The sequence below is a fragment of the Paenibacillus sp. 32O-W genome (assembly GCF_007679495.1).
In the GTDB taxonomy this organism is placed as follows: domain Bacteria; phylum Bacillota; class Bacilli; order Paenibacillales; family NBRC-103111; genus Paenibacillus_L; species Paenibacillus_L residui.
Genome location: NZ_VEGP01000012.1, coordinates 61,424 through 78,524, shown reverse-complemented (window position 1 = coordinate 78,524; position 17,101 = coordinate 61,424). Strand labels below are relative to the sequence as shown.

General features: G+C 54.2%; 9 protein-coding genes. 2 read left to right on the top strand and 7 right to left on the bottom strand.

Going from position 1 to position 17,101, the window contains the following annotated elements; translation table 11 throughout:
- Nucleotides 1-296: 296 nt before the first annotated feature.
- The gene (locus FS806_RS07235) at nucleotides 297-2,051 is read right to left on the bottom strand and encodes a glycoside hydrolase family 35 protein (protein WP_144933960.1); all 1,755 of its coding nucleotides are present in this window, start codon (nucleotides 2,049-2,051) and stop codon (nucleotides 297-299) included.
- Between the two features lie 170 nt (nucleotides 2,052-2,221).
- Here FS806_RS07235 and FS806_RS07230 point away from each other — a divergent pair, with 170 nt between their 5' ends.
- Entirely contained in the window at nucleotides 2,222-3,178 is a 957-nt protein-coding gene (locus tag FS806_RS07230; RefSeq protein WP_144933957.1) for an AraC family transcriptional regulator, read from the top strand.
- Nucleotides 3,179-3,580: 402 nt separating this feature from the next.
- Here the strand turns inward: FS806_RS07230 and FS806_RS07225 are convergent, their stop codons facing one another.
- Nucleotides 3,581-4,666 (bottom strand): Gfo/Idh/MocA family protein, encoded by a 1,086-nt coding sequence (locus tag FS806_RS07225; RefSeq protein ID WP_144933955.1) that lies wholly within the window; start codon nucleotides 4,664-4,666, stop codon nucleotides 3,581-3,583.
- Nucleotides 4,667-4,687: 21 nt separating this feature from the next.
- A complete protein-coding gene (locus FS806_RS07220; RefSeq protein ID WP_144933953.1) occupies nucleotides 4,688-5,449 on the bottom strand; it encodes a sugar phosphate isomerase/epimerase family protein in 762 nt (253 codons plus the stop codon).
- Between the two features lie 161 nt (nucleotides 5,450-5,610).
- On the opposite strand from FS806_RS07220, the gene FS806_RS07215 reads away from it, so the two are divergent.
- A complete protein-coding gene (locus tag FS806_RS07215; protein WP_186328250.1) occupies nucleotides 5,611-6,507 on the top strand; it encodes an AraC family transcriptional regulator in 897 nt (298 codons plus the stop codon).
- 86 nt (nucleotides 6,508-6,593) lie between these two features.
- On the opposite strand, the gene FS806_RS25675 is transcribed toward FS806_RS07215, so the two are convergent.
- The 4 genes from FS806_RS25675 to FS806_RS07205 all read right to left on the bottom strand — a co-directional run bounded on the left by FS806_RS25675 (nucleotide 6,594) and on the right by FS806_RS07205 (nucleotide 16,919).
- Complete coding sequence (locus tag FS806_RS25675) at nucleotides 6,594-6,755, bottom strand: hypothetical protein (RefSeq protein ID WP_186328249.1); 162 nt, start codon at nucleotides 6,753-6,755, stop codon at nucleotides 6,594-6,596.
- A 170-nt stretch (nucleotides 6,756-6,925) separates the two neighbouring features.
- Nucleotides 6,926-7,369: a phosphatase PAP2 family protein gene (locus FS806_RS07210; protein ID WP_186328248.1), complete on the bottom strand. Its 444-nt coding sequence runs from the start codon at nucleotides 7,367-7,369 to the stop codon at nucleotides 6,926-6,928.
- Nucleotides 7,370-7,450: 81 nt separating this feature from the next.
- The gene (locus tag FS806_RS25670; RefSeq protein WP_186328247.1) at nucleotides 7,451-7,603 is read right to left on the bottom strand and encodes a hypothetical protein; all 153 of its coding nucleotides are present in this window, start codon (nucleotides 7,601-7,603) and stop codon (nucleotides 7,451-7,453) included.
- A gap of 751 nt (nucleotides 7,604-8,354) precedes the next feature.
- Nucleotides 8,355-16,919 carry a glycoside hydrolase family 94 protein gene (locus FS806_RS07205; RefSeq protein WP_144933947.1) on the bottom strand — a complete coding sequence of 2,855 codons (8,565 nt, stop codon included), beginning with the start codon at nucleotides 16,917-16,919 and terminating at the stop codon, nucleotides 8,355-8,357.
- Nucleotides 16,920-17,101 lie beyond the last annotated feature (182 nt).

Genomic DNA, 17,101 nt, shown 5'->3' with positions numbered 1-17,101 from the left:
CTGCCTTTACACGTTCTGAATAACAATTTATCGTTGCCGGCTCTCTTCATCAGGATAATTTGATTATACAAGCTACCCGTAGAATAGGACAGTACAAGTAACTCAAGAGACTAGCGCATATTATTCCATCGATGGCCAGACCCTTGAGGAAGTCACCGGCTTGAGCTTTATTGAATGGCGTGATTTATGGCAAGAAAAGTACGGCCAGTAGGAGTCGAATCGAAACTCGCGACAAGTGATATTCTTAGCCCTAAATAGAAAAACCCCCTCACCGCAAAAGGTGAGGAGGTATAGCGTCAAGCTTTTTGCCCCAGGTTAGGCCGGTCTGTCAGCGTAACGGCCGCTTCATCGGTTCCATGCAGCTCGAAGATGACTATTTCATTCTCGCCTTCTTTTAGCAACGGACCCGGGATGTACAGCGTTTGCTGCGGACCGCGCTTCCAGTACCGCCCAAGGTTAAATCCGTTAATATAGGCTACCCCTTTAGTCCAGCCGGACATATCGAGGAAGGTGTCCGCCGCCTCCTCCACCTGGAAGGTTCCCCGGTAGAACACCGGCTTCTCAGAAACGGGACCGCTCTTCTGAAACTTCAGCGGAGAGAGATCATCCAACGGAAGCGTATGAATCGTCCAGTGATACAGAGCCTGATAGCCTAACCGGACCGCCTCCGTAATTCCTTTGTAGTCTTTTAACTTCGGTCCGTAGTTGACCCTTCCCATATTTTCAACGAGAATGCTCAGCTCGGCCCCCTCCTTAGGGATTTCCAGTTCGACCTTGGATTCCTTATCCCATCTCTCCAGAACCCCTTTATACTCGCCGTCCAGGAAAACGAGCGCCCGGTCGTGAACCTCCTGCAGGATGAGGCTCGCCTTCTCTCTCGGTCCCGACACCCGGGTCGTGTACAGAATGAATCCGTAATTCTGCCCCAGCTTCTCCATCGGCTCCGGACAGGTTCTTTCCACCGGACGGGAAAGCAGGGACAGGCTGTCGAATAACTCTGCGCTCGCGGTTAACGGTATCCGGCCATAAGCTTTCTTGCGGATCGGTTCCGGCAGAATCGACTCATCCACTTCAGCGTACTTGCCGATAACCTCCCGGAAGGCATAATATTTCTCCGTCAGCTCCCCATTCTCGCTCAGAGCCGAATCATAATCGTAGCTGGTCACTGTCGGTTCATAAAAACCACCATAATTAGCCCCGTTATAGAAACCGAAGTTCGTTCCGCCATGGAACATATAGAAATTGACCGATGCACCGATCTTCAGCATATCGTCCAAAACGGCGGCGGCATCCTTCGCATCTCTCGTATGATGCTCTTCCCCCCAATGATCGAACCACCCGTTCCAATACTCCATGCACATGAGCGGCTTGTCCGGCTGGTATTCCAGCAGCTTGGAGAAAGATTCTTCGGTCCGGGAGCCGAAGTTGACCGTTGCCAGCACCCCGTCAACCATACCGCCCTGCAGCATAACGTCGGTAGGTCCGTCCGATGTAAACAACAATACATCCACTCCGCGACGAATCATGCCGTCTTTAAGATATTCCAAATATCGCTTATCGTTGCCGTAGCTGCCGTATTCGTTCTCGATTTGCATGGCGATAATAGGTCCGCCGTTCGTACACAGCAGCGGCTTGAGTTTCGGCAGCAGCACATCGTAGTACGCATCCACTTTATCGAGGAAAGGCTTATGGTAGCAGCGAAGCTTCATATCCGGCTCGCTCAACAGCCAGGCCGGCAATCCGCCGAATTCCCACTCCGCACAAATATAAGGACTTGGACGCACAATCACGTACAGGCCCAGCTCGCCCGCGATCTCAATAAACCGAACTAGGTCGGCCTGGCCGGAGAAGTTGAATTGCCCTTCATTCGGCTCATGAACGTTCCAAACCACATACGTTTCAACGGTGTTCAAGCCGCAGGCCTTCAGCTTCAGCAGCCGGTCTCTCCAATATTCCGGGACGATCCGGAAATAATGAATCGCTCCCGATAGAAGCTGAACCGGCTTTCCGTCATACGTAAATTGCTTACCGCTAACCGCAAACTGTCCCATAGGAACCCTCCGTTATCAAATAGTCATAATATCCATACTTTTATAATAGAAAGCCCGGGACATTTGTACAATTAGCAAAGCATCCTTATTTTTGCACATTTTTGCTGCGGCAGTGGTATAATCACTTTAGTTGAAATCTTATAGTCGCTCCGTCAGTTAGGAGGATTGCGGTGAATATCGACGTCCATTTCCCAAACATAACCAGTACGCTGCAAATCGTCGGCTGCCACTTCAGTGTCAAGCCTCAGGGCTGGTCTTTCCCTAACCATCATCATTATCTTTTTGAGCTTCTGTACTGCTGGAGCGGAAGCGTTACTCATATGATCAACGGAAGAAAGCTTGATCTGCATGCGGGCGATTGGCTGCTGCTGCAGTCGGGGGTCCGGCATCAGATGCAGAACATCTCCGAAGAAACTTATTCCTTTTTCAATCTTCATTTTGATATCGATGACCCCAAGCTGCGCAAGCTGTTAAGCGGCTCCAAATATAGACATATCACCAAGCAGGATTCGGAGCATTCGAGTCTGCCCCTGTATATGAAAGAAATGGAGCTGCTGCTGTTACGAAGCTTACTTCCGGTTAACGGACAGTCTGCCGCTAACGGCACCTTGGAAGCTGTACCCGACGGGGGGCGCATAGAGCTTACCTCGGATAATCAAATGGCTCTGCAAGCCTATACCTTGCTGATCGTGAGAGAATTTATCCGTTTCTCCTCAGCCGGTGCCGCCGCCGTCCAGCAGAGCTCTCCGTCTATCCCTAATGAAGCTACCCAATCGGAAGCGGATACCGCTCACGCGATTGAGGAGAAATTGCGTTCCATGATATTTGCCTCCGGCTCCATCTCGGATATAGCAGAAGAGCTTCACCTTAGCCGGAGTCAATGCAGCAAAATTTTCACCCGCGTTTACGGTATCCCGCCGCGCCAGTATTTAAGCCGGTTAAAGCTGAACAAAGCCAAGCAGCTGCTGGTGAACAGCGACATGACGATAGAGGAGATTTCTTCGCGGCTCGGCTTCGGCTCCATTAGTCATTTCTCCAGACAATTTCGCCGCTGGTCCGGCATGCCTCCTACCCAATTCCGGCCCAAGCCCAGCATTTCCAAGGAGTCCGGCGAAGCGGAGGGATAAGACGCTCCTCTCAGGTGTAAGAGTGATTGGTTTGCCGGGCTTTGGTAAAGAACGGCTTAAATAAAAATGCATATACGCGCTTATTCCGGGCATCGGCACGATATTCTATCGGTGATTCATGGATGCGACAACCAGGGACAAGGATAAACGGCTATCGCCGTCCTTAGGACGGGAGCGTTTACCGATGAAATATAAGAACAGGTATAGATGAAAACTTATACTTTCCTATATTTTAAAAAAAGCTCCTAACGGAGCCTCTTCGAAGACGAATAACCCGGTTTTAAAGGTAGCTTTTTATGCCAATTAGAAAGTTGTTCCATTTTAACGCTTTAATGAACAAAACTTTCTAATGTGGTAAGAAAAAGGGCGTCCTCTTTAACAAGGACAGCCCCCTTTTCCAAATCATTTATCGAAGTAAACTGCTTTGCCTGACTTGGAAGATTCATAGATCGCCTCTAAAATTTCCGAAACGACGCAGGCTTGCTCCGGTGTAACTACCGGATCGGTATCATTCTCGATGGCCTCAATCCACAGTCTGGCTTCCAGATCGGCTTCACTGACCGATTTTCCTTCGTAGAAAGCGACTCCGCCGCTGTTCAGCGAAATTTTATTTTCATAAAGCCGGCTCCGCTTCTCGCCGTTGATCGTCAATCCGTCCCACATGTCCGCTCCGCCTTCGGTCCCGCAGAGAGTACATTTGGCTTCGCCGACCTGACGCATGTTCAACGCCCAGCTGGATTCCAGTATGATCGTTGCGCCGTTCTCCATCGTAATCATGCCGAAAGCCGAATCCTCGACCGTAAACTTCTGAGGATCCCAAGGGCCCCAGGCATTCGCCGCATCCGCTTTGCTCGACAGCTTATGGAAAGCCGTTCCGAGAACCGCCTTGGGCTTGTAATTGTTCATCATCCAAAGGGTCAAATCCAAAGCATGCGTACCGATATCAATGAGCGGGCCTCCACCCTGCTTCTCTTCATCCAGGAAGACTCCCCACGTCGGCACGGCACGGCGGCGAATCGCATGAGCCTTGGCAAAGTAAATGTCACCCAGCTCGCCGTCCCGGCAAACCTGGTGCAAATATTGGCTGTCGGTGCGGAAACGGTTCTGGTATCCGATCGTCAGCTTCTTGCCCGTCCTTTTGGCTGCTTCCACCATTCTTCTGGCGTCGGCTGCCGTCTTGGCCATCGGCTTCTCGCACATGACATGCTTTCCGGATTCCAATGCGGCAATGGAAATATCGGCATGGGAATCGTTAGGTGTGCAGACATGAACGATGTCGATCGAACCGTCGGCCAGCAGCTCCTTATAATCCTCATAAACTTTCGCATCCGCAGTGCCGAATTTCTGAGCGGCCTCCTGCGCTTTCTGCAGATCGATATCGCAAAACGCCACCATTTCTACCTTGTCGATCTTGGCGAGACTTGGCATATGCTTGCCGTTGGCAATCCCGCCACAGCCAATAATAGCTACCCGATATTTAGTCGTCATCGTAATCCTCCAATCATTTGATTATAAGTAATTGGTTTTCAGCCAGCGCATACTGGTTTCAATGCTCTCCAGAGGCGGATTCTGACAATGGTCCTGTTCCACGATCAACCATTCGGCACCGGCCGAGCCTGCCGCCGATATGACCGCCGGAAGGTCAATTTCTCCTTGGCCCAGTTCAACGGTTTGAGCCTTGCCATCCTCCAGAGTCCGCATATCCTTCAAGTGAATTAGAGGCACTCTTCCCGCATATTTGCGAATATATTCCAGCGGATCCTGTCCCCCGTGATGCACCCAGCATACGTCCATTTCGACAAAGCATTCTTCGTTACTCATCATGCCGAACAGCCGGTCAAAGAGCCTCTCGCCGCCAACGGTCTCGGTCAATTCGAAGTCGTGATTGTGGTATCCGAAGCGAATCCCGTGCTTGGCCAATTCACGGCTGGCCTTCTGGAACAAGGATACCGTATCCGCAAGGGCTCCCTCGGAACGCTGCTCCACGGTTAAATAAGGACATACAACATAGGAGGCGCCGATAGCGGCATTCATTTCAACAACCTCTTCCAGCCTGTCCTTCAAATCGCTGACGGAAACATGACTTCCAATTGCTCTCAACTGAAGCTCTTCCAATAGGTTTTTTAATTGTGGCGGTGTCATTCCTCCATATCCGGCAAACTCTACGCCTTCATAGCCGAGTGCGGCTACTTTTCTCAGTGTGCCTGGAAAATCACGCGCCGTTTCGTCCCGCAAAGTATACATCTGCAGGCCGATCCCCATTCGCCCCATGGCCATTCTCCTCTACATGAAATATTTTACGCCATTTAATCTACTGATTTGCCCCGAACCTTGCTTTCATTCTAAACCCGGGTTAACTATAATGAGAATGAATGATCTCACTATATCATGAACTATCTTGCTATAATAATAACCTGGAAGGAGTTGCTGCAATGCATGGAACGGCATATTTTGCAGAGAGGCATGTGCTCACGGCAGGCTATTCCAGACATAACAAGCCTCATACCGTTAGCGAGAAAAAAGGATTAAACTGCTACTTATTACGATGGCAAACCCAGGGAAACTGTTTCGTATGGGTACGGGACAAATATGAATGGATCCAGCCCGGAGACCTGCTTCTTCTGCGTCCTTCGGACCCTTATGAATTGATCGTAGGCTACCAGAATCCGAACTCTTTGAAGAGATTAAGCAAAATCCACAGCTCGGACTATTATTTGATGGTCGTCGGGGAATGGTTCGATCAATGGTGGAGGATTCGTGATCGCCCTACGAAAGTAAATATAGCACCCGATGAGCGGCTGTTAGCGATTTGGAGACAGATCGTACAAGAGAAAAGAAGAGTTAACGACCAAAGCGAGGAAATCTTGACCTGCTACAGCCAAATTCTGTGCCTGACCATCGACCGGCTGCTGGATGAAACCAGACAATCACCGAAGAAATCTTCTCTGTCTTCCATCCCTTACCGGCTGAAAGAATATGTCGAGCAGCATGCGACAGAGCCGATAACGTTGAAGCAAGTCGCCGAATCGGTAGGGATCAGCCCGTCCCGGGCCAGCCATTTGTTCAAAGAAACTCACGGCAAAGCGATCATCGACTACGCAATAGAGGTCCGGCTCTCCATTGCCAGGGAAAGGATGGAATACAGCTCCATGACGCTTGAGCAGATTGCGGAATTTTGCGGCTTCCAGAGCTACTCCTATTTCCACCGTGTATTTCGCTCAAGATTGGGGATTTCCCCCAGTGAATACCGGGAACGAATGGACCGGGAAACCAACTCGCCGCTGTCTCCCGGCTCCCGAAAGTCCCCTCCCCGAGACGATAAGCGCTGACATTAAGGGGTGCAGCAAGCCTTCATATGCTATGGAAAAGGCGGAATTTTTCAACGACAGCATTCGGCGGCCGACAGTGTTCGACGTCACTTTCCGCTTCTCCTGCCGGCAGCCCAGAATGCCAGAACAATCAGCGGAATGGCAATAAACCACGGAATCGTAATGCTGCCCCCTATCAGAAACGCCAACAGAAGCAATAGGACGATGCCAATAATAATATACAAACAGCCCCTGCCAAAAGTCTCCAACCCCCGCCCTCCTCTCCGGAATATCCGGGGAATGAAATGCCACTCTATTTTTATTCGCTGCCGGCCGCAATCATTCCTGCGGATTGTTCACAGGCGTTGGAGTGAATCTCCTTTTTCTGGACGTCTCTTGCAGTAAAAATTAAGAAAACAGAGAAGCCCGTTCATCCGCGCTATCCGAATAAATGCTGGAAAGCATAACGGGCAGCCACGGCAAATCCGGTGCCGGTCACCGCACCGAAGACGACATCCGAAGGATAGTGATGTCCGAGATATATTCTGGACCAGCCTACGGCAAACGCGGCTAGATACATAGCCGGAGCAATCGAAGGAACAGCCAGGCTGATGGAAGTGGCGGCCGAGAAGATGGCTGTCGTATGGCCGGATGGGAAGGAATGGTCCGAGAGAAGCTTGGCCGGAGCCTGCAGGTGGGGAAGCGTAACGTATGGCCTTGTCCGGCCGAAGGATCTTTTGGCTGCCTGCACCGCCAGATGGCTCGCCGTCAAGGAGACGATTCCGTCCCATCCGAACGGGAAGGCCAACGGCAGAGCCATCAGCAGGGCGACCGTAAACATAGCCCCTCCCAGATGAGTAATGGCGGACATGGTTCTATCCATCCATCGGGATCTCATTTTCCCGTTAATAAAGTACAGTAAACGAATTTCGTTTTCCCTTATTTTCCCAATCCAATGCTGCAATCAGACCACCTTCTCTCGTATGATCTTGGTGTGTTCGTTTCGGTTGGCAGACGGCTCCGGATGAGTCATTGTGTACAGCGTAATGAGCAGAGTCAGGAACGACAGGGCGACGATCAGCAGCCTGACTAATCGGTCAACTTGGATGGTCCCCATAATTACTCCTCCATTCAGCCTTTTTTCTCATTATCTCACGCGATTTTCAAGCTTATGTTATAGGGATATTAATCCACTGTAAAAGTTTCGAAAGACATAACAACGAAGGACAATCCAATTTCGAGAATTGGCTCGCTTCCCGTCACTTCACCCATGTTGCAATGGAGAGCACAGGTGTCTCCCTCCTTCCAGCAGAAATCAATCTAAAGTTAGGTTTTATGCCGGTAAAAATATATGTTGACGCCATGTTAACGCAGCGGAAACGCAGCGGCGGACAGAAAGCCTGCAATTGTGCATGCTTTTGGCCATTTTGCCCGTGGTCCGCAGCAATGCCTGAAAAAATACATCTTTTTTCTAATTCCAGGGGGGATCGGGTGATTGGAGACCGAAAATAATGTATTGTATTTTCGCAGGCTTTTCTCCATAGGTGTCTGAACCGCTTCTAAATGGATATATTATCGCAGGAATTCTTGCCTGCATTAACGGCGTCTAAACCTTCCTCTAAATACGATAGTTCCTCTTGCTTTACTTCGATAAAGGTTTATACATTACACTTTGCGGGGAGCCCTGTTAAATCCCCCACAAAGTGACGCATAACCTTCTAAGCCTATTCATGGTACTTTGCGAGGAACCCCCTGAATTGAAAAAGGGCCGCTCCGCCAACGGTTGCCCGCTGATGGAACGGCCTGAACGTCACCCGCGCCCGTTCGTGTTAATTAAAGCCAACACTTCTTCAATTGCTGTATTCGTTCTACAGGGTTAGGACGACTTCGTGATCCTTGCCGTCATCACTCAAATCGACGAAAGGACCTTCCTCCCCGAATTCGGTTAAGGGGATCTTCCGGCCGTCCACCTCAAAGACCGCCGCACCGTTGCACTTGCGCTCCGGATTGCGGATCGTGATCCGGTATGAGGCATCTCCATAGCGATAACGGATGGTGACCTCCGGCCAGTCTGACGGAATGCAGGGCCGGATATACAGACGTGCGCCGCGCCGCTGCAGCCCGAGAATGCCCTCGAGGCCGACCTGATACATCCAGCCGGCGGCACCCGTATACCAGGTCCATCCGGCATGCCCCTTATGCGGGTCCGTCGTGTAGACGTCTGCCGCCATCACGTAAGGCTCGCCGACATAGCGCCGCACCTCTCCGGGCGTCCGGGTATGGGTGATCGGGTTCAGCATATGGAACAGCTCGAATGCTTTGTCCCCGTTGCCAAGCCGGCACCAGGCCAGAATCCCCCAGAGAACGCCGTGCGTGTACTGCGCCCCGTTCTCGCGAATCCCCGGCGGATAGCCTTGAATATACCCGGGAGACGGATCGGTGTGGTCGAACGGCGGGGTAAGCAGCCGGACAACGGACAGGCTGCGGTCCACCAAATTCCGGTCGAACGACTCCATGGCGCGATGCGCCTTGTCGGGCTCGCCCGCTTCCGAAATAACCGACCAGGATTGGGCAATGGCGTCTATCCGGCACTCGTTGTTATGGAGCGAGCCCAGCCACTGCCCGTCATCCGTGAAGGCTCTCCGGTACCATTGACCGTCCCAGGCATGCTCGTTGAGGGATGCGGCCAGTTCACCGCGGACTTGCCGGTAACGCTCCGCCCTGTCCGGCTCTCCCCGGCGGGCGCACAGGTCGGCGAACCGGTCCAAAATATAGCATATAAACCAGCCCAGCCAGACGCTTTCTCCCCTTCCGGCATCCCCTACGCGGCTTAGCCCGTCGTTCCAGTCCCCTATTCCGATGAGCGGAAGCCCGTGCTCTCCGAAACTCAGGGAGCGGTCAATGGCGCGCAAGCAGTGCTCATAGATGGTCCCGCTCTCTTCCGAGACGACAGTCGGCTCATACCGTTCCAGCTCGCCTTCTCCCAGCGGATCACTATGCAGATAGGGCGCAGTCTCTTCCAGGATGCTCTCATCCCCGGTATGCTCCAGGTACCTCGTAACCGCATAGGGGAGCCATAACAGGTCATCGGAGAATCGCGTCCGGATCCCTTTATGTGTCTCCTCGTGCCACCAATGCTGCACATCCCCTTCTATATATTGATGGGAGGCATGCAGAATAATTTGCGAGCGGGTCAGATGGGGCAGGCTGTGCAGCAAGGACAGGGAATCCTGCAGCTGGTCCCGGAAGCCGTAGGCGCCGCCAGCCTGATAGAAGGCCGTGCGTGCCCACATGCGGCAGGACAAGGATTGGTAGAGCAGCCAGCCGTTCATCATCAGATCCATTTCCGGACTGGGGGTAGAGATCTGAACCTGCTCCAGAACCCGATCCCAGAAGGCTGCGACCTGGCCGAATGCCTTCTCGCATTGACTTGCTTGCTTATACTTCCGGACCAGCTCCATGGCGGATTCCCGAGAATCCTCGCAGCCCAGCAGCATATAGACCGTCACCTGCTCGCCCGGCTCAACGGACAGCTTGGCTTGTACGGCCCCGCAGCTGTCATACACCGGTCCCGTCCGGCCGGATAATCTGCTTCGGCCCATCGCGGCCGGCCGTGCCGGTGTACCGTTGCGCCCGATAAATTCCTCGCGGTCCGCTGTCCATGACAATTCCTTACGGGCGCTTGCCGGCATCTCCTTATCCCCCGTTCCGGTTAAATCATCGGAATCCGTCAGAACGGTCAGGAAAGCCGTCGCCTCGCGGAACGATTCTTGATAAGTGTTGCGGGCATACAGCATGGAGGCGCGCTCGTCCCACTCCGTCACGATGAAAGGAGACGTTGCTTCGCGGCGCACCCCAAGCACCCAGTCCGCGTAGTACGTTACCGACAGACGGCGCTTCTCCTCCGTCCGATTCGTCAGGCTTAAGCGGATGACTTTCACGGGATCGTTAAGCGGTACGAATACCGTCATCTCCTGAGACAGCCCGTGGCTTTCCTGGTTGTAGCGGGTAAATCCCCTGCCGTGCGTCACCGTATGGGAGCTTCCCGCCTCCGTCCGGCCATGCGGGATTTGCCAGAATTGGCCGCTTTCTTCATCGCGCAGATAGCAAATTTCCCCGGGCCGGTCGACAACCGGATCGTTGGACCATGGGGTCAGCTTGCATTCCCGGCTGTTACGCCACCAGGTATAGCCCGTATACAATTCGGACAGAACCGTACCGAATCGAGGGTTGGCGATCACGTTCACCCAAGGGGCCGGCAAGTGGTTTCCATTTTTGATGACGATCCGGTACTCCCGGCCGTCCGGACTGAAGCCCCCCCACCCGTTAAACAATGTGAGCGGCTCGGCGGCTTCGGCAGAAGGTTGATCCCGCGTCGTCGTAATCGAAGGATTCCGCTGCTGCCAAGATTCTTTCGCCGGCACCGGAGAAGCCGACCATTCCTGTTGGCCGCTTCCGCGAGCCGGCTTAAGCTGTGCCTTGAGGCTCGGCCCCCCTGCACGGAGAAGCACTCTCGCCGTAGCCAGAAGCAGCGTCTTGTCCTCTTCCGAAAGCTGATTGGCCGCTACCAGGAAGATGCCCCCGCGGTCATTGCCGAAGCGGACCGCTCCTTGCTCCGCTATACGCCGGATCGCTTCCTGCAGATCCTGCTGATAACCGCCCTGGGATTCGTTCAGAACAACCAGATCGAGCGGCATCCCCAAACGGCGCAAGTATTCATGGCCGACAAGCAGCTTCGTAACGAAGGCCAGGTTAGCCGTATCGTCAATGCGGACCAGCACGATCGGCCGGTCTCCGGAAATTCCGTGGGACCACAAGCCGGACTGGCCCCGGACATTGTCCGCAATCCTCCGGGATTGCTCCTCGGCAAGCGTGTGGGCATACAGAGCCCGGCCGGCAAGCTGTTGGAACAGAGCCGCATCCGCCGCTTTCAGATGCAGATGCCTAAGTTCAATCTGACTGCGTGTCCAGGCCATCTGGAAGCTGCGCTCGACTTGGTGGCCGCTGCCGAACCGCTTCATCATTTCAATCACTTCTTCCCGAGAGTCTGCCACTCCAGTTACGGCAAACAATTGGACCCGCTCTCCCGGCTTCAGCGTCAACTGCCTCCGCATGATGAAGGCAGGATCGGCGACCGCCCCTAAGGTGCCGCCAAGCCTGGAGCGAAGACCTTGCGGATCGGCCAAAGTATGCCCGCGACCGATGAAAGCCGCACGGTCCGACTCGTACTCCACGGGCCCATGTTCGGAAGCAATTAGGGCGTGAGCGGCCCACAGAGCCTGCTCGCCCCCGTCCCGCGGCCTTCGTTGGGCAAGCAGGCACTGGGCATCCGGACAGTATTCCGTCTTCACAAATAGCTTGCTGAAGGCCGGATGCGCATCGTCCGCATCGGGCGGAGCAAGGACGACCTCCAGGAAAGTCGTTACTTCAACCGTCCGGATTTCCTTCCCCCGATTAGTGAGGGTAAGTCTGCGGACTTCCGCATTAGCCTCCGGAGAGACACAGACCTCGAGATGAGTGGCGAGCTCCTTATTCTCGCGGGTATACACGGCCTTCTCCAGCATAAATTGAGTCAACTGCTCCTTGACCGGCACTAGGCAAGGCTGATGTGTCGCCGACCAGACGGCATCCTCGGCGACATCGCGAATATAGATATAGCTTCCCCAGTCATCGGCAACAGGGTCCTCACGCCAGCGGGAGACCGCTATTCCCTCGTATCTGCTGAACCCGCTGCCGCTGTTGGTCAGAACGGTCGTGAAGGTCCCATTGGACAATACACAGACTTCCGGAGAAGGCGTATCCGGAGAGGAGAATTCCCGCGTCGCAGGGACACCCTCGAGCTTGGCGGCCGGGCGGGGCACTCGTTCCATGACCAGTCTCTCAATAACTTTTGGTCGCGCCGCTGCCCGTTCCTGCAGCAGCAATTCCGCTGCCCGCACCCGCTTGTCGCTGTGGAAACGGTCATACATTTTATGCGGAAGCAGCAAATTTCCCAGGGTGAGCAGACTCATTCCCTGATGATGCGCCATAAAGCTGCGGACGATCTGATATTCCTGATCCTTGGGCATCCGTTCCTGTGTAAAATCGATCGCTTCATAGTACCCATATTTGCCCCGGGCACCTAGCTTCTCCATCCTTCGCAGATCCTCAAGCCCCTGATCCCGGGCGTAGGGCAGTGCCATAATCGTCGCGTACGGGGCAAGCACCAAATCCTGTTCAAGTCCCCGCTTGAATCCGAGACCGGGAACACCGAACGCCCGATATTGATAGTTAAGGTCATAATCGAACGCGTAGTATCCGGATTCGGAAATTCCGAACGGCACCCCCCGGCTGTGAGCATATTGTATTTGTTTACGGACGACACTGCGGTACGTGCGTTCCCATATAGTGTTCGGATAGGTTCGCATGATCAGCCACGGCATCATATATTCAAACATGGTCCCCGACCAGGAGATCAATGCCGCTTCATTGCCGATCTTCGTCATGGTCCGTCCAAGCGCGAACCAGTGAGATACGGAAATCTGGCCGAGGGCAATCGCGACAAAGCTGGCCTGTCTCGCTTCGGAGGCAAGCAAATCATAGAGAATCCCTTCCCGCTCTCCCGCGGCCACATGATAGCCGAGCGAGAACAGCTTGGCCCGATGATCGTACAGAGGCCGGAAATCCGTCTCCTCGATTAATGTTTCCAGCCGGGCCAGGAGCTGGTGACCGTATGCGAGCCACTGCTCCCGGTCGGCCGCCTCCGCAGCAGATTCCCCGGAACCTTCATCATCCTCCGAAGGAGCGAAGGGGCCTTCCCCTATAGGAAGCCCGGGCTCATCGACCTCACTTCTCTCCGTCGGCTCCCACTCCACGGCAAATTCTTCATGGACGGAAAGAGTGGGCTTGCCGATACCTGCCTCCGTGTTCTGTCTTCTATCGTTCTCCCGTTTTGAATAACGGCCCCTGTCGACCTGCTCCTTACCGGAGAAGCCCTGCAGCCCGAAGTCTGTCCGCAGCCACTCCGCCAAGCCTTCCTTCACCGTCATCAGACTGGCGACAAAATTACCGGAATCGACAGTCGATACATATAACGGAGGCAGGGGAGCCAGCGTAACGGTATCGTACCAGTTGTACAAATGACCGTTCCATTTATCCATCCGCTCGAGCGTCCCCAAGGTCCTCCCTATTCTTTCCATCATTCCGCGGGTGTCGATAAACCCGAAATCCCTTGCCGCTAACGTACAGGTTAACAGAAAACCGATATTCGTCGGGGAGGTGCGATGAGCAACTCCGTTCGGCGGATCCAACTGCACGTTGTCCGGCGGCAGCCAATGATCCCGTTCCCCGGCGAAGTCTTCGAAATACATCCAGATTTGCTTGGCCAAGGTTCGCAAATGCTGTTCTTCCTCACGGGTGAAGGAAACGGCCGAACGGGACGGACGCTCGTCCAGCCAGCGGATGCCCAGCGGAGCCAACGCCCATATAAGCGACAAAATAAGCCCGATAGCCGGCCCGTAGCCCGGCGCAAAGAGCGAAACCACGGCAAAAAGTGCGGTGCAAGCCAATCCCCGGCCCATCCCCAATACAGGGGCGCCGTCTTTTCCAGAGCTGCGCCGTTCGATTTCCGCAGAGCTGACCCATTCCAATAGATGCTTCTTGGAAATATACAGCCGGTAGAGACTTCTTCCCGCGGCATCAGCCATTATTACCGCTTGGTAGGGCAGCGTTCCAATCGCCAGCAAAGCTTGGCCGATGGATGCCAGCAGGCCTCTGATCCGCAGCCCTCTTCCCAAGGCTGCCAGTTGACGTATGACCGGCAGCATGAAGGTAAGGAATACGACGGCCAGCCAACGGACGGGCGATCCGGGGAGAATGGTCAGACCCAGCAGCAGGATAAGAAAAAGAACCGGAGGCATCAAGCTTCTCCGCAAATTATCGATCATCTGCCATCGGGTCAAAGCGGATAAATCGATGGGCTTGAGCGTGCCCCGCCGGTCACATATACGGGGAAACAACCAGCAGACCAACTGCCAGTCTCCCCGCACCCAGCGGTGCAGCCGCATTTGGTACGAGCGGAAGGTGGAGGGATAATCATCCACCAATTCAATATCCGAGAGCAGGCCCGCACGCAGAAACCCGCCCTCCAGCAAATCATGACTGAGCACATGGTTGTCCGGAATTCGTTCGCACAATACCTGATGGAACGCCTGGACGTCGAAGATGCCTTTTCCCGTAAAAATTCCTTGCCCCAATCCATCCTGGTAAGGGTCCGATGCGGCGAAGGAATACGGATCGATGCCGGGGTTCCCCGACCATAGACCGGCCAGGCGGGAACGCATGGCCGCCTCCAGACTGGTTCCGATCCGCGGCTGAAGAACACCGTACCCTTCAATTACCCGGGACTTGCTCTCGTTAAGTCGGGGACGGTTATAGGGCAGATGGATCGTGCCGATCATTCGCTGGGCCGACCCGAGCGGAAGCTGCGTATCCGTATCCAGTGTAATAATGTAACGAATTCGCTGCAGCACGGAGTCATCTCCGATGGTGTACTGATAGCTCGTGTCCCGGCTTCCCTGCAGGTACTCTACGAATTCGACCAGCTTGCCGCGCTTTCTTTCCCATCCCATCCAAACTCCTTCGGAGGCGTTCCATTGTCTTCTTCTCTGATAGAGATGGAAGGTCGTCCCTCCCTCCCGGGAATACAGACGGTTCAGTCTTTCAATATGGCCCTTGGCGCTTTCCAGGATGATTTGATCCTGTGGCGTGCTCTCCGTCTCGGCATCCGTAAAATCACCCAGAAGAGCGAAGTGGATGTGGGGATCGCGGTTAGCCAAATAGTGAAGCTCCAAGCGGTCCGCCAGCTCCCGCACCTCCTCGGCTGTGGACCAGATGACGGGAATGACGACCATCGTCGCCGCTTCCTCGGCGATTCCCGCCGAAAAATCATATCTCAGCAAAGGGCGCGGGCGCGTCAAGCGTTCAATCAGCCAGTGCGCCGCGGTTACGGCCCATTCGCTGGCCGGCAGAACCAGCATGAGGGCAACGACTATCCAGTGGACGGGCCGTAAATCATATCCCGCTCCCATCCATAGGGTGAAGCCTAGCAGGGCGATGAAGAAAGCAGCAGACAGCAGAGAAAAATAAGAGCCGGTTCCCCGGCGAGTCATCCCCTGCGGCCTCATCCGCAAACGAGATTCACTGCACATTTTGAGCGCCTGACGCAGCTTCTTAATTCCTTCATTCTCCAACAAGTAATAAGCGAGGAAGGTCTGTCTCGGCAGCTCCGGTACAGGTCGGGAGGCGCTGTGGTCCGCCCCGGTTACGGTTCCCTCCGAAGCTCCCTCTACCTCCCGCGATTCGCTGCTCGCTTCGATAGCTTCGGCAGCTTTGCCGGCATCTGCCGGAGAATTCGGCCCGTCCCGAGTCACTTGACCGGATTTCGCTTCGGCGTAAGCGGCTTCGGCCAGCTCTACAGCCTGCCTGGCAACCAGGTTTTCCGGCACCCGCAGCCCGCGGGCGATCTCTTCCACCCGTTTGCGTATCGTGTCTCTGCTGGATTCATCCAGACGGGGATAGACGCCGGTAGCGTCTTCCCGGAGAGTTTGCTCTACGAGGCAAATTTTCTCGAAGGTCTCTCTCCAGTCCCATCGCTCCACCCTGCGGAAGCTCCCGATCAGATGACCGGCTGTCGCTTGAAACCCTGCCTGAAGCTGATGCTCATAAGTAACCAGGCGATCCAAGCTTTCCGGACCGTTCTCGAGCTTGCATAACAGCCACTCTCGCACCATGGAGGCATCGTCGGCCCACTCCCTGAGATGGCTTACCATATGAACGATCCACGGGCCGGACAAGGGAATATCCTGTCCCGCTTCATCCAGCGCCGTACGGAGAACTTCCGGATCCAGCCTGGCCGGTTCTATTTTCTTGAGGAAATGCTGAACTTGGGCGCAGACCTCTCTTCGTTCACGAACAAGCTCCATTTCTTTGGCCAGCCGTGTCATCAGAGAGACTCGCAGAATAAGCGGAATGGCCCATGCTTCCGCAATGGTCAGGACCGAGACCTCCTGATAGGCCCGGATGTAGGTAACGAGTGTTTCCGGATCAGCGATGCCGTCCACATGCTCCAAATAATCCGCACAGACCGATTGAATCCGCAGCTCGCCGCTCTTGCGCAGACAAGGCAGACGGCGCAAAGCATAGGAAGATAATTCTTCACGAACCGTTAATTCCTGCTCTTCTATAAATTCCGCATTATCCAACAGCCATTCTTCCGCAGGCTGCGAACAATTTGTATCCTTATTCTGCAAAGACCGCACGAACGAACGCAGGCTGTCCACGTCCGCATTAAAATTTCTCCATAACCGCGCAGCTGGACGCATCGCCGCACGAGTATCGTGCTTCAGTGCCAGCTCTCGAGCTTTCTGCCTTAATGAATCATTGTTAAGAATCATGAGTCCCCCCCCGAAGAAGGCCAGTAGTTTTGACAAAAATTTCATTGCCCATGCAATGAAGCACCAGTTCAATCTAAATATTCCCATCTTGCCCTGCTTTTATTAATTTCTGTATCCCGTTCCATCCTTCTACACGACAAAAAACAGCAAAAATCCCCAGATCTTCTGAGGATTTTTGCTGT